At 63.7% G+C, this 20,698-nt stretch carries 16 protein-coding genes, 1 tRNA gene and 1 other RNA gene; 14 read left to right on the top strand and 4 right to left on the bottom strand.

Annotation, left to right across the window (positions count from 1 at the left end; translation table 11 throughout):
* Positions 1 to 121: 121 nt before the first annotated feature.
* The 12 genes from HHL26_RS07285 to HHL26_RS07230 all read left to right on the top strand — a co-directional run bounded on the left by HHL26_RS07285 (position 122) and on the right by HHL26_RS07230 (position 10,141).
* Positions 122 to 1,168, top strand: a complete 1,047-nt coding sequence (locus HHL26_RS07285; RefSeq protein WP_066557458.1) for an aminotransferase class V-fold PLP-dependent enzyme — start codon at positions 122 to 124, stop codon at positions 1,166 to 1,168.
* Complete coding sequence (locus HHL26_RS07280) at positions 1,165 to 2,253, top strand: cysteine desulfurase family protein (RefSeq protein WP_066557459.1); 1,089 nt, start codon at positions 1,165 to 1,167, stop codon at positions 2,251 to 2,253. The genes HHL26_RS07285 and HHL26_RS07280 overlap by 4 nt, the downstream gene beginning before the upstream one ends.
* Positions 2,254 to 2,276: 23 nt before the next feature.
* The gene (locus HHL26_RS07275; protein ID WP_066561729.1) at positions 2,277 to 2,612 is read left to right on the top strand and encodes a 2Fe-2S iron-sulfur cluster-binding protein; all 336 of its coding nucleotides are present in this window, start codon (positions 2,277 to 2,279) and stop codon (positions 2,610 to 2,612) included.
* A gap of 17 nt (positions 2,613 to 2,629) precedes the next feature.
* Entirely contained in the window at positions 2,630 to 3,544 is a 915-nt protein-coding gene (gene blaSGM / locus HHL26_RS07270; RefSeq protein ID WP_237230058.1) for an SGM family class A beta-lactamase, read from the top strand.
* Positions 3,545 to 3,696: 152 nt separating this feature from the next.
* Positions 3,697 to 3,794, top strand: an RNA gene (gene ffs, locus HHL26_RS07265) — signal recognition particle sRNA small type.
* A 103-nt stretch (positions 3,795 to 3,897) separates the two neighbouring features.
* Complete coding sequence (locus HHL26_RS07260; protein ID WP_066557466.1) at positions 3,898 to 5,508, top strand: DNA polymerase III subunit gamma/tau; 1,611 nt, start codon at positions 3,898 to 3,900, stop codon at positions 5,506 to 5,508.
* On the top strand, positions 5,505 to 5,828 hold the full coding sequence (locus HHL26_RS07255) for a YbaB/EbfC family nucleoid-associated protein (RefSeq protein ID WP_066561731.1): 324 nt from the start codon (positions 5,505 to 5,507) through the stop codon (positions 5,826 to 5,828). The genes HHL26_RS07260 and HHL26_RS07255 overlap by 4 nt, the downstream gene beginning before the upstream one ends.
* Before the next feature lie 130 nt (positions 5,829 to 5,958).
* A complete protein-coding gene (gene lon, locus HHL26_RS07250) occupies positions 5,959 to 8,355 on the top strand; it encodes an endopeptidase La (RefSeq protein WP_066557468.1) in 2,397 nt (798 codons plus the stop codon).
* A gap of 177 nt (positions 8,356 to 8,532) precedes the next feature.
* Positions 8,533 to 8,805: an HU family DNA-binding protein gene (locus HHL26_RS07245; RefSeq protein WP_007688799.1), complete on the top strand. Its 273-nt coding sequence runs from the start codon at positions 8,533 to 8,535 to the stop codon at positions 8,803 to 8,805.
* 290 nt (positions 8,806 to 9,095) lie between these two features.
* Positions 9,096 to 9,172, top strand: a tRNA-His gene (locus HHL26_RS07240).
* 65 nt (positions 9,173 to 9,237) lie between these two features.
* Positions 9,238 to 9,621, top strand: a complete 384-nt coding sequence (gene hisI / locus HHL26_RS07235) for a phosphoribosyl-AMP cyclohydrolase (protein ID WP_066561733.1) — start codon at positions 9,238 to 9,240, stop codon at positions 9,619 to 9,621.
* Positions 9,608 to 10,141 (top strand): hypothetical protein, encoded by a 534-nt coding sequence (locus HHL26_RS07230; protein WP_066561732.1) that lies wholly within the window; start codon positions 9,608 to 9,610, stop codon positions 10,139 to 10,141. The genes hisI and HHL26_RS07230 overlap by 14 nt, the downstream gene beginning before the upstream one ends.
* A gap of 28 nt (positions 10,142 to 10,169) precedes the next feature.
* On the opposite strand, the gene HHL26_RS07225 is transcribed toward HHL26_RS07230, so the two are convergent.
* From HHL26_RS07225 to HHL26_RS07210, 4 genes are all read right to left on the bottom strand, one after another.
* The gene (locus tag HHL26_RS07225) at positions 10,170 to 11,366 is read right to left on the bottom strand and encodes an MFS transporter (RefSeq protein WP_066561735.1); all 1,197 of its coding nucleotides are present in this window, start codon (positions 11,364 to 11,366) and stop codon (positions 10,170 to 10,172) included.
* A gap of 118 nt (positions 11,367 to 11,484) precedes the next feature.
* Positions 11,485 to 12,153, bottom strand: coding sequence for a L,D-transpeptidase family protein (locus tag HHL26_RS07220; protein ID WP_066557473.1), 669 nt, complete (start codon positions 12,151 to 12,153; stop codon positions 11,485 to 11,487).
* Positions 12,154 to 12,211: 58 nt separating this feature from the next.
* Positions 12,212 to 14,479, bottom strand: a complete 2,268-nt coding sequence (locus HHL26_RS07215; protein ID WP_066557480.1) for an NADP-dependent malic enzyme — start codon at positions 14,477 to 14,479, stop codon at positions 12,212 to 12,214.
* A gap of 62 nt (positions 14,480 to 14,541) precedes the next feature.
* Positions 14,542 to 15,468, bottom strand: a complete 927-nt coding sequence (locus tag HHL26_RS07210; protein WP_066557482.1) for a LysR family transcriptional regulator — start codon at positions 15,466 to 15,468, stop codon at positions 14,542 to 14,544.
* Positions 15,469 to 15,560: 92 nt separating this feature from the next.
* Here HHL26_RS07210 and HHL26_RS07205 point away from each other — a divergent pair, with 92 nt between their 5' ends.
* Together HHL26_RS07205 and alaS are read left to right on the top strand one after the other, a co-directional pair.
* Positions 15,561 to 17,654, top strand: a complete 2,094-nt coding sequence (locus HHL26_RS07205) for a malate synthase G (RefSeq protein WP_066557484.1) — start codon at positions 15,561 to 15,563, stop codon at positions 17,652 to 17,654.
* A gap of 140 nt (positions 17,655 to 17,794) precedes the next feature.
* A complete protein-coding gene (gene alaS, locus HHL26_RS07200; RefSeq protein ID WP_066557486.1) occupies positions 17,795 to 20,449 on the top strand; it encodes an alanine--tRNA ligase in 2,655 nt (884 codons plus the stop codon).
* The last annotated feature ends 249 nt before the right edge of the window (positions 20,450 to 20,698 follow it).

Below are 20,698 nucleotides of genomic sequence, written 5' to 3'. Positions count from 1 at the left end.
ATGGTTCTGGGCCGTCGATACGGCGAATGGAGACGGCGCAGCAGCCAATGCTGGCGCTGCGCGACAGACCGCCTATATAGAAGTCGCCACCATTTCCGCAATCAATGAGTGTCTTCCGTCCGTGGCTTCCCACCGTCTCTATCTGGATCACGCTGCCACCACGCCGATATTGCCGCAGGCGCAAGCGGCGATGATCCAGGCGCTGGAAAGCTGGTCCAATCCCTCCAGCCCGCATGGCGACGGCCGCGCAGCCCGCGCCGCGCTGGAGGACGCTCGCCGTCGGATCGGTTCTGCGCTGGGTTGGGACGGGCATGTCATCTTCACCTCCGGCGCCAGCGAAGCCATTGCGATCGCGCTGACCCGCAGCAAGGCGGGACGAATCCTGACATCGCCGGTCGAGCATGATTCGGTCCTGCGCGTGACACCGGAGGCCGAGCGGCTGGAGGTGGATATCAACGGCCTCCTTATTCATCATTCCTGTTTGCACGTTAATGACGGCGGAAAAAGCCTCCTCGCCATCCAGCACGTCAACAATGAAACCGGCGTGATCCAGCCCCTGGAAGAGATCGACCGCGAGGGCGTCATCCTTTTCGCGGACTGCGCCCAGAGCGCCGCCAAACTCCCTCTCCCCGACGCTGACATGATCGCCATCAGCGCGCATAAATTCGGCGGCCCTCCGGGGATCGGTGCGTTGCTCATCAAGGATCTGACCCTGATCCACGCCAGCGGCGGGCAGGAACAGGGCTATCGCGCAGGCACGGAAAACCTCCCCGCCGTCCTCGCCATGGCGGCGGCGCTGGAGGCCCGCACCGACTGGATTCCCAAGGTAGCCACCCTGCGCGCCAAGCTGGATGACGCCATCGAAGCATTCGGCGGCGAGATCGTCGCGCGCGACGCCCCGCGCATCCCCTCCATCGCAAGCTACCGCATGCCCGGCCTTTCGGCCCGCGCCCAGCTTATCCAGTTCGATCTCGCGGGCATTTCCGTCTCGGCCGGCAGCGCCTGTTCCTCCGGCTCGCTCAAGACCAGCCATGTCCTCCACGCCATGGGTTGGGATGAAGCGCAGGCAGGCGAAGTCATCCGCGTCAGCTTTGGCCCCGCCACCAGCGAAGCCGACATAGACCGCTTCATCGAAGCCTGGACCAGCATGGCGGCGCGCGCCCGATGACCATCTATCTCGACTATCAGGCGACCACGCCGCTCGCGCCCGAAGCCTTTGACGCCATGGTCCCGCTGCTCCGCGACCAGTTCGCCAACCCCCATAGCGCCCACCGCCTGGGCCGAGTCGTCGCCGCGCAGGTAGAGGTCGCGCGCGCCGAAATCCTGAAGCTGTTTCCGGAGGGCGGCCGCCTCCTCTTCACTTCCGGCGCTACCGAAGCGCTGAACATGGCGATCCGGGGCGCGCCTTCGGGCGGAATCGTCACTGTCGCCACCGAACATGCCGCCGTTCTTGACACTGTCGAAGCGCAGGGCAGGGCGGGGCGCGACGTCGCCATCCTTCCAGTGGGCTCCGACGGCCTAGTGGATCTCGACCAGGCCGCCAAAGCCATCCGCCCCGGCGTGGCCTTGGTCGCGGTCATGCTGGTCAACAATGAAATCGGCGTCATTCAGCCGGTTGCGGAACTGGCCGAGCTTGCCCACCGTGCGGGCGCCCTCTTTCTCTGCGACGCCGTGCAAGGCTATGGCCGCGTCCCCATTCCGCCCTTATGCGACATGGTCGCGATCAGCGCCCACAAAATCCACGGCCCCAAAGGCGTCGGCGCTCTCTGGCTTCGCGAGGGCGTCGATCTCACCCCCGTCATCCATGGCGGCGGGCAGGAAGGTGGCCTGCGCTCGGGCACCCTTTCGCCCGCTCTCTGCGCGGGCTTCGGCGCTTCTGCCCGCTTGATGCGGGAGCGCGCCGAAACCGACCGCGCCCATGTCGAATCGCTTTGGACAGCCGCCCGCGACCTCTTTTTCCAATGGACGCTCAACGGCAGCGAAACCTGTCGCTATCCCGGCAATCTCAACCTTCGCCGGGCTGGAGTGGACGGTGCGCGGCTGTTGTCGGAATGCCGCGATGTCGCTTTTTCGCTCGGCAGCGCTTGCGCAAGTGGGTCCGGGCGGCCTAGCCATGTGCTGCGCGCACTCGGCCTTTCAGACGCGGAGGCGCGTGGATCGGTGCGGATCGGCTTTGGCCGGTACACGACGCTGGCCGAACTGGAGGATGCCGCGAGGATATTGAATGAGGCAGCCCAAATATGGGCGCCTTGAAGAAAAGCGGGGAACGTCGCACCATGACCAGGGTAATCTTCATCAGCGCCGATGGAGAGCATAAGCAGGAGGTTGAAGCACCGGCCGGATCGGTCCTGCTGGACGTCGCCCAAGCCGCGGGACAGCCGCTTGAGGGCACCTGCGAAGGCCAGATGGCCTGCTCCACCTGCCATGTCATCGTCGACGCCGCCGACTTCGCCAAGCTCAAAAAGGCGAGTGAGGATGAGGAGGACATGCTGGACCTCGCCGCCGCGGCGACCCGCACCAGCCGCCTGTCCTGCCAGATCATACTGGACGAGAAGCTCGAAAGCCTGACCGTCCGCATCCCCGGCGAATCCTATAATATGCAGGGGATGTAAGCTTGCCCAAACGCCTGATCTTTGCGGCCCTGCTGCTTGCCGCCCCGGCTTTGGCGCAGGATGAAGCCCCCCGCCAGTCGCTCCTCCCGCCGCCGCCCCGCTATATGGTGAGCGAATCGGCCATGAAATCGGTCCGCAATCCCAAGGAGATCGAAACCGAAACCGGTGGCCGGTTGGGCGTCGCGCTGGTCGACAGCAAGGGCGCGCTGATCCTGGGTTTCAACCGCGACGAGCGTTTCGCCATGTGCTCGACCTTCAAGGCGCCGCTCGCGGCAGCCATCCTGACGGGCGCGGAAGGCGGCAAATTCGGCCTCGAAGGCCAGATCAGCTTCACCAAGGCGGACATTCTGGACTATGCCCCGGTCGTCAAGAAGAACGGCAAGCGCGGACGCATGTCGATGGAGGAACTGGCCGCCGCTGCCGTAGAGGTCAGCGACAACAGCGCCGCCAATCTGCTGCTCCCGATGATCGGCGGCCCGGAAGGTCTTACGATGTTCATCCGCGCTCATGGCGACACCGTGACCCGCCTCGACCGGACGGAACCCACGCTCAACGAGAATGTCGAGGGCGACGAGCGTGACACCACCAGTCCAGCCGCCATGGCCGGACTGATGGGGCGCCTGATCTTTCGCGACCTCAAAACCGAGAGCGCCGGCAAGTTGCGGGGCTGGCTGAACGCCAGCACCACCGGCACCAACCGCATCAAGGCAGGCCTTCCCAAGGACTGGACTTCCGGCAGCAAGACCGGAAGCTGCGGCACCGCCTATAATGATGTGGCGCTGGTGAAGTCGCCCGCCGGAGAGGAATATATCCTCGCCATCTATCTCGACCGCCCCACGGTAGATGCCAAGGTTGCCGAAGCCGCCATAGCCGAAACTGCCCGAGCCGCGCTGGATTTTGTTGGAAAAGCGCAGAAGACGGGTCTGGAATAGCGCGGGACATCGACCTGTGGGTTGTCGTGCTCCTGCGAAGGCAGGAGCACCTAAGGCAGGAGCACCTGATTCCTTGGCCTCGCTTTTTGCCTTTCGTAACAGTGATCGTCCGCGACCCCTTGCTATAAACTCATCACTTCGCCATATGCCGCGCCGGGAGTCGGGCGGACGTAGTCGTCGCGAACCTGGTCAGGTCCTGACGGAAGCAGCCACAGTGATTTCGCTGCGGGTCGTTCCGGCTCCCACCTCCATTCATCGCAGCGTCGATGTCCTCATCCGGCAGCGAAACAAAACCCGCCCCTTAAAGGCTTTCCGGCTTCGACAGCCTCGCCCCAAGCCGCTAGACTGATCGAATGTCCGATTCCCCTCAGCCCTATCGCGTGCTTGCGCGCAAATATCGCCCGCGCAATTTCCGGGAACTGATCGGGCAGGACGCCATGGTCCAGACGCTGGGCAACGCGATCCGGCGGGGTCGGCTGGCCCATGCCTTTCTGATGACCGGCGTGCGCGGGGTGGGTAAGACCTCCACTGCCCGCCTGATCGCCAAGGCGCTCAACTGCATCGGCCCGGACGGGCGGGGCGGCCCGACCATCGACCCCTGCGGCGTCTGTGAGCCCTGCCGGGCGATTGCCGAAGGCCGTCATATCGACGTGGTCGAAATGGACGCCGCCAGCCATACCGGCGTCGACGATGTGCGCGAGATCATCGAGGCGGTGCGCTACGCCGCCGTCTCCGCCCGCTACAAAATCTACATCATCGACGAAGTTCACATGCTCTCGAAGAACGCGTTCAACGCGCTCCTGAAGACGCTGGAGGAACCCCCGGCGCATGTGAAATTCCTCTTCGCGACGACCGAAGTGAACAAGGTGCCGGTGACGGTCTTGTCCCGCTGTCAGCGCTTCGACCTGCGCCGCATCCCTGCGGAACTGCTCGCGGCCCACTTCGCCCATGTGGTCGAATCCGAGTCGGTCGCAGCCGAACCCGACGCGCTGTCGCTCATCGCCCAGGCGGCCGAAGGGTCTGCCCGCGACGGCCTTTCCATCCTGGACCAAGCCATTGCCCATGCCGAAATGGGCGAAGGGGCACCACTCGTTACCGCCACCCAGGTCCGCGACATGCTGGGCCTGTCGGATCGCGGTTCCACCCGCCGCTTGCTTGGGCTTTTGCTCGAAGGCGACACCGGCGCGCTGCTTGGTGCCGTGCGCGACCAATATGCGCTGGGCGTCGAGCCGTTGTCGCTGATGCGCGGCTTGCTCGAACTGGTCCACGCCGTAACGCTGGTGAAGGCCGGGCGCGACATCGCCAATCCCGGCCAGTCCGCCGAAGAACGCGAAGCGCTGGCCGACTGGGCCTCGCAATTGGGCTTCGCGCCGCTCCACCGCCTCTGGCAGCTTCTGCTCAAGGGCCATGACGAGGTCGCCAACGCCGCTCTGCCCATCGAGTCGTGCGAAATGGCGCTGCTGCGCGTAATGCACGCCGCGACCATGCCCGATCCGGGCGAGATCGCCCGCCTGCTTCGCGAAGGCGCGCCCACCGCTGCTGCCCCCGGCCAAGCATCCGCTGCGCCATCCTCCGGCGCGCCTGCGGCCAACTTTCCCGCCAGCTTTGAAGATCTCATCGAAGCTTTCTGGCAAAAGGGCAAAGGTCAGCTCGCGCAGGAAATGCACGATTGCATCGGCGTGACCCGCTACGCCCCGCCAGAACTGGACTTTACCGGCGCGCCCTCGCTGCTGCCTGGTTTTGTCAGCCGCATCACCCCGGCGTTGCGGGAAGTCACTGGCGTGGCCTGGCGCGTCACGCAAAGCGATGGCTCTGCCGTGCCGACCCTGCTCGAACAGGAAATGCGCAAGGCGGCGGACGCTCGCGCGGAAATCATGGAAACCCCGGTGGTCAAGGCGGCGTTGGCCGCTTTCCCCGATGCCGAGCTTAGCGATGAGCTTGAACAATGGAGCGCAGAGCGATGAAAGATTTGAATGAAATTCTAGGCATGGCGAGCCGCGTGCAGGAGGAACTGCAACGCGCGCAGGAAAATCTCGATAAGTTGGAGGTCGAGGGTTCGGCCGGCGGTGGTCTGGTGAAGGTTCGCGCCTCCGCCAAGGGCCGCATATTGGGCGTCGCCATCGACGACAGCCTGCTTTCCCCTACGGAAAAGCAGATGCTGGAGGATCTCGTCACCGCCGCGTTCAACGATGCGCGCAAGAAGGCCGACGAAGTGTCCAACGCCGAAATGGGCAAGATGACCGCCGGCTTGCCGCTGCCCCCCGGCTTTAAATTGCCTTTCTGATTGAACTTATGACAGGATCAGCCCTTATTCATCATTCCGGATCTATAAGGCATGATTGAACCATGCGGTGACTCTCCCCATAAAGGCGATGAACCGCATGACTGGGTGGAATAAGCGCCCCGGAGAGTGAATGACTACGCAATATCCCCTTCTTCCGCTGCGCGACATCGTCGTCTTCCCGCAGATGATCGTGCCGCTCTTCGTAGGCCGCGACAAAAGCGTTTCCGCGCTCGAATCAGCGATGGAAGGCAACAAGGAAATCTTTCTCGTTTCCCAGCTCGATCCCGCAGAGGATGATCCGGGTCAGGATTCGCTCTACGATACCGGCGTCATTGCCGTGGTCCTGCAATTGCTGAAGCTGCCCGACGGCACGGTCCGCGTGCTGGTGGAGGGCAAGCAGCGCGCCCGGCTTGGCGGCATCGCCAATGCCGATGGCCATATGGTTGCCGATGTGACCGAGGTCGAGGAACTGGCCGCCGAAGGCCCCGAAGCCGCCGCGCTGATGCGCTCTGTGGCCGAACAGTTCGAAAATTACGCCAAGCTCAACAAGAAGCTGCCTGCCGAAACGCCGGTGCAGTTGCGCGAGATCGAGGATGCTGGGCGTCTGGCCGATGCCATCGCCGCCAATATCAACGTCAAGGTTGCCGACAAGCAGTCGCTGCTGGTCGAGGCCGATCCGGTCAAGCGCCTGGAGATGGTCTTTGCCTTCATGGAAGGCGAGCTGGGCGTGCTCCAGGTCGAGAAGAAGATCCGTGGCCGCGTGAAGCGGCAGATGGAAAAGACCCAGCGCGAATATTATCTGAACGAGCAGTTGAAGGCGATCCAGCGCGAGCTGGGCAATGGCGAAGGCGAGGAAGGCGACGAGCTTGCCGAACTCACGGAGAAGATCGCCAAGGCCAAGCTCAGCAAGGAAGCCCGCGCCAAGGCGACGGCGGAGCTCAAGAAGCTCAAGGGCATGCAGCCCATGTCGGCCGAAGCGACAGTGGTACGCAACTATCTCGACGTGCTGCTCGGCCTGCCCTGGGGCAAGAAGGGCAAGGTCAAGACCGATCTCAAGAAAGCGCAGGCGATCCTGGATGAGGATCATTTCGCGCTGGAGAAGGTCAAGGACCGGATCATCGAATATCTCGCCGTCCAGGCGCGCACCAACAAGCTGAAGGGGCCGATCCTGTGCCTTGTCGGCCCTCCGGGCGTCGGCAAGACCTCGCTTGGCCGTTCGATCGCCAAGGCGACGGGCCGCGAATTCGTGCGCCAGTCGCTGGGGGGCGTGCGCGACGAAGCGGAAATCCGCGGCCATCGCCGCACCTATATCGGTTCGCTGCCGGGCAAGATCGTGACCAATCTCAAGAAGGCGGGGACGATGAACCCGCTCTTCCTGCTGGATGAGATCGATAAGCTCGGTCAGGACTTCCGCGGCGATCCGGCCTCGGCGCTGCTGGAGGTGTTGGACCCTGAACAGAACAGCAAGTTCCAGGACCATTATCTGGAGATCGACGTCGATCTGTCCGACATCATGTTCGTGACGACGGCCAATTCGCTGAATCTGCCGCAGCCGCTGCTCGACCGCATGGAGATCATCCGGCTCGAAGGCTATACCGAGGATGAGAAGGTCGAGATCGCCCAGCGGCACCTGCTCGCCAAGCAGATCGATGCCCATGGCCTCAAGGAAGGCGAGTTCGAGGTCACCGAGGACGCGGTTCGTGACCTGATCCGCTATTACACACGCGAGGCTGGCGTCCGCACGCTGGAGCGCGAAATAGCGCGTCTCGCCCGCAAGGCGCTGCGCAAGATCCTCGAAGGCGCTTATGACAAGGTCGTCATCACGCCGGAAAATCTGGCCGATTATGCCGGTGTGCGGAAGTTCCGCCATGGCGTGGGCGAGGAAGAGCATCAGATCGGGGCGGTGACGGGCCTGGCCTGGACCGAGGTGGGCGGCGAATTGCTGACCATCGAGGCAGTGACCGTTCCCGGCAAGGGCGCGATCAGGACCACCGGCAAGTTGGGCGAGGTCATGACCGAATCGGTGCAGGCGGCCTTCTCCTATGTGAAGGCGCGCTCGCCCGGCTACGGGATCAAGCCCAGCATCTTCAACCGCAAGGATATCCACATCCACCTTCCCGAAGGCGCGGTGCCCAAGGATGGTCCATCGGCGGGCATCGGCATGGTAACGACCATCGTGTCGACGCTGACGGGCATTCCGGTCCACAAGGATGTGGCGATGACCGGCGAAGTCACGCTGCGCGGGCGGGTGCTGCCGATCGGCGGCCTTAAGGAAAAACTGCTCGCGGCCCTGCGGGGCGGTATCAAGACGGTACTGATCCCTGCCGAGAATGAAAAGGACCTGGCGGAGATCCCGGCCAATATCAGGGAGGGGTTGGAGATTGTTCCCGTGTCCCATGTGGACGAGGTGCTGGCCCGCGCGCTGATGTCGAAGCCGGAAGCAATCGCCTGGACCGAGGAAGACGATCTGGCCGCCCAGCCGAATCCGGCGCAGGGACGGGACGGGGAAGCGTCGATCCGGCACTGAACCGGATCAGGAAATATCGGGTTTGACGGCTATTCAACAAGGTTTTGACGTAAAATCTTGTCTGGGTAGCCGTCGATGCAGCTTTCCCTTTGACAAGGCCCCAAAGCTGCGCCTTATTGCGCCGCCTACGCCGCGATTCCTAAGTTATCCAAACAGCTAGAAGGGGGTTCCCAAGGCATGAACAAGCAGGATCTTATCAGCGCAGTGGCTGAAAGCAGCGGCCTTTCCAAGAGCGACGCCAGCAAGGCCGTCGAGGGCGTTTTCGATGCGATCACTGGTGCGCTCAAGAAGGGCGACGAAGTTCGCCTGGTCGGTTTCGGCACTTTTTCCGTTTCGCAGCGCAAGGCTTCGACCGGTCGCAACCCGCGCACCGGCGAAACGATGACGATCAAGGCTTCGGCTCAGCCGAAGTTCAAGGCCGGCAAGGGTCTGAAGGATTCGGTCAACTAAAAGGTCCAGGGGCGCTCTTTCAAAGAGCGCCTTTGTCTGTTTTTTTAGAGCCGGCGTCGCGGTTGGCGAAAGTTTTACGGAGAGAAGTTTCAGGATTTGGGCGCAGCGGCACGGAGCCAGTCTCCCATGCGCGTGCCCATTTCCGAAAGGCATGAAAAGGGGTGAGGGCGTCAGGCTCGTCACCCCTTTTCTTTTTTATTTTGGCCTCATGCTTTTTTCGGCATCAGGCCGCTTGACGGCGCGGGATGGGCCGCATATGTCGCCCTTCTCTCAGGGGCACGGCCCTTGTGGCGATCGTAGCTCAGTTGGTTAGAGCGCCGGTTTGTGGTACCGGAGGTCGCGGGTTCGGATCCCGTCGATCGCCCCATTTTCTCCCTTATCCCTTGATAATCGGGGCTTCGCATGAGGCTCCGTGCGCTCTATAGCCCGCTGATGGACGAAGCGCGCGACAGAGGCCTGACCCTCAACCCCAAATATGACCGAGACGGCCTGATCACCGCCGTCGTCACCGATGTGGACAGCGGCGAAGTGCTGATGGTCGCGCATATGAATGCAGAGGCGCTCAAGCTCACCATGAACACCGGCTTCGCTCATTTCTGGTCGCGCAGCCGCCAGTCGCTCTGGAAAAAGGGCGAAACCTCCGGCCACATGCTGGAAGTCCGCGACCTTCGCATCGATTGCGATCAGGACGCCGTCTGGGTGAAGGCCGTCCCCGCCGGTCCCACCTGCCATACGGGCGCTCGCTCCTGCTTTTTCCGCCATATCGGCCCGGAAGGCCTTGCGCCGGTCACGCCGGACGCCGATGCGGCTGATTAGCCTGGGCGCGCTGGTCCTGCTCGCTGCGTGCCAGCGTGAAGCTGCGCCCGCGCCGGGCCGACATGAGACCGGCGTCCAGACAGGTTCGGGCCTTGAACGCGCAGCCATTGAAACCGGCGTGATTGAGGACGCGGCGCAAATTCCGGCCATCGGCCTCTACCAGCGCACCCATGAGGCGGGCCGCGATGCGCTTTGCGTGATCCCGGCGAAGAATGGCGATTACCGCTTCGGCCTGGAAGCGACCTTCGGGGAAGATCAAAGCTGCACGGGTGGAGGTTCGGCGCGCCGCGCAGGCGACAAGCTGATCCTCAGCTTCTCCCGCAGCGATCATTGCATTGTCGTCGCGCAATATGACGGCGATCAGATAGCGTTTCCCGGCGTGGTCGACATGAAGTGCGCCGATGTCTGCAAAGGCCGGGGGTCGCTCGAAGGCGTCAGTTTCCCGCGCATCGCCAGCGACGCGGCTTCAGCGCTCCAGGCGCGCGACAGCGCTGGTTACGCTCTCTGCAAGCCGGATTAGAGCGGTTTGTGAACCAACGGCAGTCGGCTTATTCGCAAGGAATGGGCGCCAGCCGCATCGAGCGCTGACGCTGGTTCAGTGCGAACAGAAAGATTGCGAGACCTGCCAGCGCCAGCGCCGCGCCGATCCACCCGGTCGAAGTAAAGCCATAGCCCGCCGCAATCGCCATGCCGCCCAACCACGGCCCCAGCGCATTGGCGAGATTGAAGGCGGCATGATGCGCCGCCGCCGCCAGCGTTTGCGCATCGCCCGCCACGTCCATCAACCGGGTCTGGAGCACGCTGCCCAGACCCCCGCCACAGCCGATCAGGAAGATCACCAGCGACAGGCTCCAGATATTCCCTGCCATCAGCGGGAACAGCGCCAGCGACGCAGCGCTCCACAACAGCACGATGACCGCCGTTCGGCTCTGTGCCCGATCCGCCGCCCAGGCCGCGACCAGATTGCCGATGGTCAGACCGATGCCGAAGATCGCCAGCACCACCGGCACCAGCTGCTCCGACACATGGGTCACCGAAATCATGGTCGACGCGACATAGGTATAGACGGCGAACATCCCGCCGAAACCGATCGCTCCGGTCAGCAGCGTCAGCAGCACCTGTGGTTCCCGCAACGCGCCCAGTTCCCGCATCGGGCTGGCTTCCGGATCGCCCGCGTCGCGTGGCGCGTACAGCGCTACCAGCGTCATGGTGATCATCGCCAGCAGCGCGACGATGCCGAAGCCCCAGCGCCACCCAAGCGCCTGTCCCGTCCAATTGGCCACCGGCACGCCGATGACGGTCGCGACGGTCAGGCCGGTCATCACCCGCGCCACCGCCAGCGCTCGCCGGTCGCTCGGCACCAGAGACGCTGCCACCAGCGCCGCAACGCCGAAATAGGCGCCATGGGGCAGGCCGCTCAGAAAGCGGAACAGAAGCATGGTCGCATAATCGGGCGAAACGGCGCTGAGGCCATTGCCGATCGCGAACAGGGCCATCAATCCGATCAGCAGCGTCCGCCGGGGCAATCGGGCGCCAAGCACGGCGATCACCGGCGCTCCGACCACCACGCCCAGCGCATAGGCGCTGATCGCATGGCCCGCCATCGGCTCGCTGATCCGCAGATCGTCCGCGAAAAAGGGCAGCAGGCTCATCGCCGCGAATTCGGTCGTGCCAATGGCGAAAGCGCCCATGGAGAGCGCAAGAATGACAAGAGCGGGATGTACCGCGCGGCTGGCTTGCGCCATCGGCTGCTCCATGTTGCGATGCGATAGGGGTTAAGCCCCGCACATGATCACGTTACCATGGAGAATCAAGCTGTAGCCCGGATGAATTTATTGCAGGTGCGTTGATATTCGGCGCAACTCAGGCAGCGGTTTTGGCATGGCTGGTGTCGAGCATCTTGCCATCGGTGATCACCACCAGATCGCCCAGATTCGCCACGCCGAACAACTTTTTCGCGAAAGCCTTGGGCACGCCGATGCAGCCATGGGTGGCATTGCCCCACTGCACGTCGCTGCCGTGGATCGCCACGCCGTCGCTGGTCAGTCGCAGCGTGTAAGGCATGGGCGCGTTGTTGTAGGTGCGCGAATAATGATCCGCATCCTTCTCCGTGATCGGAAAGGCTCCGATCGGACTGGGCTTGTCGTCCGCGCCATAGATGATGACCGCCGATCCGATCTCATAGCCCGCCCGGAAGACGGATAGCGTTTGCGCCTTGAGGTCGACGGTGATGATGACCGGTCCCGTTGCGGGAGCGCCGCCTTCGTCCCAGACATAGTCGCCATGGCGAAAGGGGCCGTCGATCGGCAGAACGCGCTTCACCAGCAGTGCATGTGGATCGACCGTTACGGGCTGGGCGCGGGTCCGTTCGATGGGCTTGGCTGGCGTGGCCGCTTTGGTCGCCTGAACAGGAGCAGGCCGGTGCGGCGCAAGGTCGCGTCCGCGTCCCATCGACAGACCCAGCAACAGCGCCACAGCCGCGACGCCGCCGCCTATCGCCAGCTTCACCCCTGTCGAAATCCGTCCCGCCATGAACCGTCCGTCACCGCAAAAAACCTTCGCCGGATTATCGCAGAAAAAGGTTAAGGCTTCAGCCCTCGCGCTCCACTTCCGCTGCGGCGATGGCGGTCAGGTTCAATATGCCCCGCGCCGTCACGCCGGGCGTCAGCACATGGACCGGCTGCGCCAGCCCCACCAGCATCGGCCCGACCGTAGGCGAACTGGACGAAGCCGACAGCGCCGTCAGCGTGATGTTCGCCGCGTCCAGATTGGGCATGACCAGCAGATTGGCCGGACCTTCGAACCGCGAATCCGGGATCAGCCGCTCGCGCAGCCCCTGGCTCAGCGCGGCATCGGCATGCATTTCGCCATCGACCATCAATTCGGGCGCGGCCTTCCTCACCAGCTTGAGCGCCTCGCGCATCTTGCGCGCGCTGGGCGAGTGGGACGCCCCGAAATTGGAGTGCGAGAGCAGCGCTATGCGCGGCGTCAGGCCGAAATGCTTGAGCTCCGTCGCCCCCAGCAGCGCCATTTCCGCGATCTGCTCCGGTGTTGGATCGGGCACCATATGGGTGTCGGTGATGAACAGCGCACCGGCGTCCAGAATGAGTCCCGACAGCGCATAGATACGGCTGTTGCCCGGCGTGCGGTCGATGATGCGCAGCACATGCTCGACCTCGCCCCAATATTCGCTGTTGCCGCCGACCAGTGCGGCATCGACGCGGCCGGTGCGCAGCAGCATGGCGGCGGTGACGCTCGGACGGCGGTAGACATGACGCACGACCTCGTTGGACGATACGCCCCGCCGCGCGGCAACGCTCCGATAGGCCTCGACCAGTTCGCCCATCAACAGATGGTCGGTTTCGGGATCGACCACCTCGACATCGCGGTCCAGTTGGAAACGCAGACCCAGATCCGGCAGCTTCTGGTCCAATATCCGCCGCCGCGCCACGATGACCGGGCGGACGATGCCTTCGTCCAGCGCATCCTGAATGGCGCGCAGCACGCGCTCATCCTCACCCTCGCCATAGGCGATGCGCCGCTGGGTGCCGCGCGCCGCCTCGAACACCGGCAGCATGAGTTGCGCCGAGCGAGTATTCTGCTGGGCAAGTTGGCGCTTGTAGACCTCAAGATCGAGCTGCTTCTTGGCGACGCCGCTGTCCATCGCAGCCTTGGCGACGGCGGTGGCGATCTCCGCGATCAGGCGGGGGTCGAAGGGGGTGGGGATGATATAGTCCGGCCCGAAGACCAGCTTGCGCCCGCCATAGGCCTGGGCGACGCTGTCATGGGCGGGCATCCGGGCGAGATTGGCTATGGCGTCGGCGGCAGCGACCTTCATCGCCTCGTTGATTTCGGTCGCCCGCGCATCGAGTGCGCCCCGGAAGATATAGGGGAAGCACAGGACGTTGTTGACCTGATTGGGATAGTCCGAGCGGCCGGTCGCAATGATGGCGTCGGGACGGGCTTCTCGCGCCGCTTCCGGGCGGATTTCCGGCTCCGGATTGGCGAGCGCGAAGATCAGCGGATTGGGCGCCATCAGTGGCAGCCATTCGGGCTTCAGCACGCCCGGCGCCGACAGGCCCAGGAACAGGTTCGCGCCCGGCAGCACGTCCGGCAAAGTCCGTGCATTGGTGGTGCGGGCATAGCGGGCCATGTTCGGCAACATGCCCTCGCGTTCCGAATGAATGACGCCATCCTTGTCGGTCAGCGTCACATTTTCGATCGGCAGGCCCATGGATACCAGCAGGTCGACGCAGGCCAGCGCCGCCGCGCCCGCACCGGACGTCACCAGCTTCGCATCGGCCAGCGTCTTGCCCTGCAGCACCAGCGCGTTGCGCACCGCCGCCGCGACGACGATGGCCGTGCCATGCTGGTCGTCGTGGAAGACCGGGATGTTCATCCGCTTCTTCAGCTCCGCCTCGATGGCGAAGCATTCCGGCGCCTTGATGTCCTCAAGGTTGATGCCGCCGAAGGTCGGCTCCAGCAGGGCGACGGCTTCGATGAATTTCTCGGGATCGGTGGTGTCGACCTCGATGTCGAACACGTCGATATCCGCGAATTTCTTGAAGAGGACGGCCTTGCCCTCCATCACCGGCTTGGAAGCCAGCGCGCCGATGGCTCCCAGCCCCAGCACCGCCGTGCCGTTGGAGATCACCGCGACCAGATTGCCGCGGGCGGTATAGTCCATCGCCTTTTCGGGATCTTCGGCAATGTCGATGCAGGGCGCGGCGACGCCGGGCGAATAGGCCAGCGCCAGGTCGCGCTGGTTGACCATGCGCTTGGTCGGTTCGATCCTCAGCTTTCCGGGTTGCGGATAGCGGTGATAGTCTAGGGCGGCGCGCCGGGTGTTTTCGTCCATGGGATGGCCTCTAGAGTGATTTGGAGCGAAATGGAACATTTCGCGGCTCGGAAATCACGGCATCAAAAAGGCTGCTTTTCCGCTGGGGCAATGCCCGACCGCTCCCAAGGCGGGCTGGGGGCATAGAGTTGACCAAGAAAATCGACAAAGGCGGTGATGGCGAGTGGCGGATTATTCTGCGGCAGATGAACGGCATAGAGGCCGACATCCGCCGATCCCTCATGGTCCGGCATGATCTGCCGAATGTCGCCGCGTGCTAGCGCGTCGCTCACGTCCCAGAGCGAGCGCAGCGCGATGCCCACGCCCGAAAGCGCCAGTTCGCGCACCATTTCGCTGCTATTCGTGCGGACATGGCTGTCGCCTTCGACGGAAGTCGCGCCCTTGGGCCCGATCAGCCGCCAAGGCAATTGCCCATCCGCCGCGAGCAAGCGATGTTTCCGGAGATCGGAGATCGTCTCCGGCACCCCGAACCGCTCCAGATAAGCGGGCGCGGCGCACAAGACCCGCCGGTTGGTCGCCAACCTGCGCGCGGCCAGCCCCGGCCCCGGATCGGAACAGATGCGAATGGCTAGGTCCGCCCGCGTCGCCAGCAGGTCGGCATAGTCGTCCGACAGGTCGATCTGCATCCGCACCTTGGGATGCGTTTCCAGAAATCGGCCCAGATAGGGCGCGACATGCATCCGCCCGAAGGATGTCGGCGCCGATACCCGCAAAGTCCCCGTCGCCTCCGCCGAAGCACCGGACACGCGCTGCTCCGCCTCATCCAGCGCCGCCATGATCGCGCGCAGATCGTCATGCAGCCGCTCGCCCGCCGGGGTCAACGCGAGCCGACGCGTCGTCCGGTGGATCAGCCGGGTGCCCAGCCGCTCCTCCAGCCGAACCAGTCGCTTCGACACCATGGCGGGCGAGATATTCAGCCGCCGTCCCGCCGCCGCCATGCCGCCTTCGTCCACGATGGTCGCGAACAGGTCATAATCCGGGTCCATCATTTGTTTCACCAGAGGAAAATCTGAATTCAAATAATATCGTCTACCGAACATAATGTGATCCGTCTATGGTCCCGCGCAAAAGGAGATCATCCATGACCAGCATGACCGATCGCGCAGGCCTCCAGGTCGCGCAGCAACTCGCCAGCTTCATCGAGGAACGGGCGCTCCCCGGCACGGGCATAGAGGCCGGAGCTTTCTGGCAGGGCGCCGCCGCGATCTTCGCGAAGTTCGCCCCGGAAAATGCCGCGCTGCTCGCCAAGCGCGATGCGATTCAGGAGCAGATCGACGCCTGGCACGGGGAAAGCGGTGGGCGCAGCTTCGATGGCGCGGCCTATCAGGGCTTTCTGCGCGAGATCGGTTATCTCGTCCCCGAACCGGCGCCGTTCCAGATCGGCAGCGAGAATGTCGATGACGAAGTCGCCCGCCTCGCCGGGCCGCAATTGGTCGTTCCGATCCTCAACGCCCGTTTCCTGCTGAACGCCGCCAATGCGCGCTGGGGCAGCCTCTATGACGCGCTCTACGGCACCGACGCGATTCCCGGCGCGGCGGCGGGCAAGGGCTATGATGCGCAGCGCGGCGCGCAGGTCATCGCTTGGGCCAAATCCTTCCTCGACGAAGCCATTCCGCTCGCTAGCGGCTCTTGGGCTGACCTTACCGGCGGCGACATCCAGTTGGCCGACCCGGCCCAATATCGCGGCAAAAGCGAAAAGGGCCGCCTGTTCCGCCATAACGGCCTGCACATCGAAGTCGTCTTCGACCGCTCGCATCCGATCGGCAAGGACGACCCTGCTGGCATAGCCGACGTCATCCTCGAATCCGCCCTTACCACCATCTGCGACCTGGAAGACTCGGTCGCCGCGGTGGATGCGGAGGATAAGGTCGCCGCCTATTCCAACTGGCTCGGCCTGATGCGGGGCGACCTCAGCGACACGTTCGAAAAGAATGGCGCGATGATGACCCGCGCGCTCAACCCGGATCGCAGCTACACCGCGCCCGACGGCAGCAGCTTAACCCTGCCGGGCCGCAGCCTGCTGTTCGTCCGCAATGTCGGCCATCTGATGACCACCCCGGCAATCCTGCTCGCCAACGGCCAGGAAACCCCGGAAGGCATTCTCGACGGCATCGTCACCACGCTGATCGCCTTGCACGACCTCAAGAGGAAAGGTGGCAACAGCCGCACTGGCAGCGTCTATATCGTCAAACCCAAGATGCACGGCCCTGAAGAAGTCGGTTTCACCAATCGCCTGTTCGACGCCATTGAGGATCTGCTCGGCCTTGCCCGCCACACGCTGAAGGTTGGCGTCATGGATGAGGAACGCCGCACCTCTGCCAACCTCGCCGCCTGCATCGAGGCAGTGAAGGACCGCATCGTCTTCATCAACACCGGCTTCCTCGACCGCACCGGCGACGAGATGCACACGTCGATGCGCGCCGGCCCGATGATCCGGAAGGGGGAGATGAAGACGTCCGACTGGATCACGGCCTATGAAGACCGCAACGTCCAGATCGGCCTCGCCTGTGGGCTTTCCGGCCGCGCCCAGATCGGCAAGGGCATGTGGGCCGCGCCGGACCGCATGGCCGATATGCTCGACCAGAAAGTCGGGCATCCGAAGAGCGGCGCCAACACCGCCTGGGTTCCGTCCCCCACCGCAGCGACGCTGCACGCGACTCACTATCATCGCATCGACGTCTTCGCCCGCCAGGTTGAGCGCAAGGCTGAAGCCATCGCACCGCTGGATAAGCTGCTGACCATCCCGGTCGCGCAGGGCCGCAACTGGTCCGAAGAGGAAATCGCTCAGGAACTGGACAACAACGCCCAGGGCATCCTTGGCTATGTCGTCCGCTGGGTCGATCAGGGCGTCGGCTGCTCCAAGGTTCCCGACATTCATGATATCGGCCTGATGGAAGACCGCGCCACGCTGCGCATTTCCTCTCAGCATATGGCGAACTGGCTGCTCCACGGCGTCTGCACGGCGGAACAGGTCGACGCCGCCTTCACCCGCATGGCGGCCAAGGTCGATGCCCAGAATGCCGGCGATCCGCTCTACCGGCCCATGAGCGGCAATCCGTCCAGCCTGGCCTGGCAGGCCGCTCGCGCTCTGGTGTTCGAAGGCGTCGGCCAGCCCAATGGCTATACGGAACCGCTGCTCCACAAATATCGCGCGCTGGCGAAGGCGGCGGCGTAACCAATGTGCCCCCTCCTGCTATCGGGAGGGGGCAAATGAGACGCTACCCGTCCCAATCCAAAACCCCATCGACCGATATTCCAATAAACGACGAAAAGCCCCGCTTGTGCGTTGGAGCGCTTCCCACTAAATCGCGCCTCATGACTTCGACCAACGACATTCGCCGCTCCTTCCTCGACTATTTCGGGGCCAACGGCCACACCATCGTCCCATCGGCGCCTCTGGTGCCGCACAACGACCCGACGCTGATGTTCGTCAATGCGGGCATGGTGCCGTTCAAGAATGTCTTCACAGGGCTGGAAACCCGCCCGTACAACAAGGCGACGTCGAGCCAGAAGTCGGTCCGTGCCGGCGGCAAGCATAACGACCTCGACAATGTCGGCTACACCGCGCGCCACCATACTTTCTTCGAAATGTTGGGCAATTTCAGCTTCGGCGACTATTTCAAGGAACAGGCGATCACCCACGCCTGGACCCTGCTGACCAAGGAATGGGGCATCCCGGCCGAAAGGCTGACCGCCACCGTCTATCACACCGACGATGAAGCCTTCGACCTTTGGAAGAAGATTGCAGGCCTGCCCGAGCACAAGATCATCCGCATCCCCACCAAGGATAATTTCTGGGCGATGGGCGATAGTGGTCCTTGCGGTCCCTGCTCGGAAATCTTCTACGATCATGGCGAGCATATCTGGGGCGGCCCTCCGGGAAGCCCGGAGGAGGATGGCGACCGCTTCGTCGAGATCTGGAACCTCGTCTTCATGCAATATGAGCAGGAGGCGAATGAGATCGTCTCCGAACTGCCCAAGCCGAGCATCGACACCGGCATGGGCCTGGAACGCGTCGCCGCTGTACTTCAGGGCGTCCACGACAATTACGACACCGACACTTTCAAGGCGCTGATCGAGGAATCGGGTGCGCTGACCAAAACCGCTATCGATGGCGAGCATAAGGCCAGTCACCGCGTCATCGCGGATCACCTGCGCTCGACCAGCTTCCTGATCGCGGATGGCGTGCTGCCCGCGAACGAAGGCCGCGGCTATGTGCTGCGCCGCATCATGCGCCGCGCCATGCGCCACGCCCACATCATCGGCGCGAAGGAGCCTTTGATGCATCGTCTGGTCGGGAGTCTCGTCTCCGAAATGGGCGGCGCTTATCAGGAACTGGTCCGCGCCCAGCCGCTGATCGAGGAAACGCTGCTGCGTGAGGAAACCCGCTTCCGCAAGACGCTGGAAAACGGGCTCAAGCTGCTCGACGAAGCGACCGGCGACTTGCACGAAGGCGGCACGCTCTCCGGCGAAACCGCGTTCAAGCTCTACGACACTTTTGGCTTTCCCTATGACCTGACCGAAGACGCGCTGCGTTCGCGCGGCCTCGGCGTCGATCGCGAAGGCTTCGACAAGGCGATGGCGGAACAGAAGGCCGCTGCCCGCGCCGCGTGGAAGGGATCGGGCGAAAAGGCGTCGGACGAAATCTGGTTCGACATTGCCGAAAGCACCGGCAGCACCGAATTCATCGGCTACACCGCCACAGTGGGCGAGGGCGAAGTCCTCGCGCTGGTCAAGGACGGCGCGCGCATCGATGCGGCCGGGCCGGGCGATGAGGTCATGATCATCACCAACCAGACGCCCTTTTACGGCGAAAGCGGCGGCCAGATGGGCGACGCGGGCACGATCAGCTCGCAGGCGGGCTTGGTCGCGGATGTGGAAGATACAGCCAAGCCGCTCGGCCGCCTCCATGCTCACAAGGCAAAGGTCGGCGCGGGCAAGATCAAGGTTGGCGACACCGTTCACCTGAGCGTGGACGTCAACCGCCGCGATCGCATCCGCGCCAACCACAGCGCGACGCATTTGCTGCATGCCGCACTCCGCAACCAGTTGGGTGCGCATGTCACGCAGAAGGGCAGCATGGTCGCGCCGGAACGCCTGCGCTTCGACTTCTCCCATCCCGAGGCGCTGACCCACAGCCAGATTTCCGCGATCGAGGCTGAGGTGAACGAGCAGGTCCGCCATAATGAGGCGGTGACGACCCGCCTGATGACGCCCGACGACGCCATCCAGGCAGGCGCCATGGCCCTGTTCGGGGAAAAATATGGCGATGAAGTCCGCGTTCTTTCGATGGGGACGGGTGACGCGCACAGCTATTCGGTCGAACTCTGCGGCGGCACCCATGTCCGCGCAACGGGCGACATTGCGATCTTCAAGATCATCTCGGAATCTGCCGTCTCATCCGGCGTCCGCCGCATCGAGGCGCTGACTGGCGAAGCGGCGCGCCTCTGGCTGTCCGACCGCGAGGATCGGCTGCGCCAGTCCGCCGCCGCGCTCAAGACGACGCCGGAGGAAGTCCCGGCCCGCATCGCCGCGCTGGTCGAACAGAGCCGCAAGCTCGAACGCGAATTGGCCGAAGCGAAGAAGGCATTGGCTTTAGGCGGCGGCGGCTCCGCACAGGCGGCAGGCCCCGAAAAGGTCGGCGCCATCGACTTCATCGGTCAGGTCATAGGAGGCCTTGACCCCAAAGAGCTGCGCGGCCTGGTCGACCAGAACAAGGCGACCTTGGGCAGCGGCGTCTCCGCGGTCCTCGCCGTTGTCGACGGGCGTGCCACCATCGCCGTCGGCGTGACCGATGATCTGAAGGACAGCATCAGCGCCGTCGACCTTGTACGCGCGGGCGTGGAAGCGCTGGGAGGGAAGGGCGGCGGCGGCCGTCCGGATATGGCCCAGGGTGGTGGCCCTGAAGGCGACAAGGCACAGGCCGCGATTGAAGCGGTCAAGGCTACCCTCGCCAACGTTCCAGCCTAAGTCCATCCCCTGCTGTAAGCGGGCCTTTCACCTGTCTAATAAGGGTGGTTAGCGGACGTTCTGTTTCGCGCTGTTTTCTTGAATTACACCGTGTTCCTGCGAAGGCAGGAACACGGATGCGCTCAATGGCAGCTAATGGCCAGTTACTGCCACCCATGCATCACCCCGATCAGGCTATGCCGCACCGGACTTTTGACCCGTAGGAAAAATCCGAGAAAACGACGTTCTTTCGCGCTTCTATCCATGTAA

The organism is Sphingobium sp. TB-6 (assembly GCF_012927365.1).
In the GTDB taxonomy this organism is placed as follows: Bacteria; Pseudomonadota; Alphaproteobacteria; order Sphingomonadales; family Sphingomonadaceae; genus Sphingobium.
Note: the sequence above shows the minus strand (reverse complement) of the source record. Positions and strands in the feature narration are given on the sequence as shown.

What these genes read in the sequence shown, in the direction of transcription:
- HHL26_RS07280 (WP_066557459.1), top strand. Translation starts at nt 1,165, where the DNA reads ATGACCATCTATCTCGACTATCAGGCGACCACGCCGCTCGCGCCCGAA.
- HHL26_RS07275 (WP_066561729.1), top strand. Translation starts at nt 2,277, where the DNA reads ATGACCAGGGTAATCTTCATCAGCGCCGATGGAGAGCATAAGCAGGAG.
- HHL26_RS07260 (WP_066557466.1), top strand. Translation starts at nt 3,898, where the DNA reads ATGTCCGATTCCCCTCAGCCCTATCGCGTGCTTGCGCGCAAATATCGC.
- HHL26_RS07255 (WP_066561731.1), top strand. Translation starts at nt 5,505, where the DNA reads ATGAAAGATTTGAATGAAATTCTAGGCATGGCGAGCCGCGTGCAGGAG.
- lon (WP_066557468.1), top strand. Translation starts at nt 5,959, where the DNA reads ATGACTACGCAATATCCCCTTCTTCCGCTGCGCGACATCGTCGTCTTC.
- HHL26_RS07245 (WP_007688799.1), top strand. Translation starts at nt 8,533, where the DNA reads ATGAACAAGCAGGATCTTATCAGCGCAGTGGCTGAAAGCAGCGGCCTT.
- hisI (WP_066561733.1), top strand. Translation starts at nt 9,238, where the DNA reads ATGGACGAAGCGCGCGACAGAGGCCTGACCCTCAACCCCAAATATGAC.
- HHL26_RS07230 (WP_066561732.1), top strand. Translation starts at nt 9,608, where the DNA reads ATGCGGCTGATTAGCCTGGGCGCGCTGGTCCTGCTCGCTGCGTGCCAG.
- HHL26_RS07225 (WP_066561735.1), bottom strand. Translation starts at nt 11,366, where the DNA reads ATGGCGCAAGCCAGCCGCGCGGTACATCCCGCTCTTGTCATTCTTGCG.
- HHL26_RS07220 (WP_066557473.1), bottom strand. Translation starts at nt 12,153, where the DNA reads ATGGCGGGACGGATTTCGACAGGGGTGAAGCTGGCGATAGGCGGCGGC.
- HHL26_RS07215 (WP_066557480.1), bottom strand. Translation starts at nt 14,479, where the DNA reads ATGGACGAAAACACCCGGCGCGCCGCCCTAGACTATCACCGCTATCCG.
- HHL26_RS07210 (WP_066557482.1), bottom strand. Translation starts at nt 15,468, where the DNA reads ATGATGGACCCGGATTATGACCTGTTCGCGACCATCGTGGACGAAGGC.
- HHL26_RS07205 (WP_066557484.1), top strand. Translation starts at nt 15,561, where the DNA reads ATGACCAGCATGACCGATCGCGCAGGCCTCCAGGTCGCGCAGCAACTC.
- alaS (WP_066557486.1), top strand. Translation starts at nt 17,795, where the DNA reads ATGACTTCGACCAACGACATTCGCCGCTCCTTCCTCGACTATTTCGGG.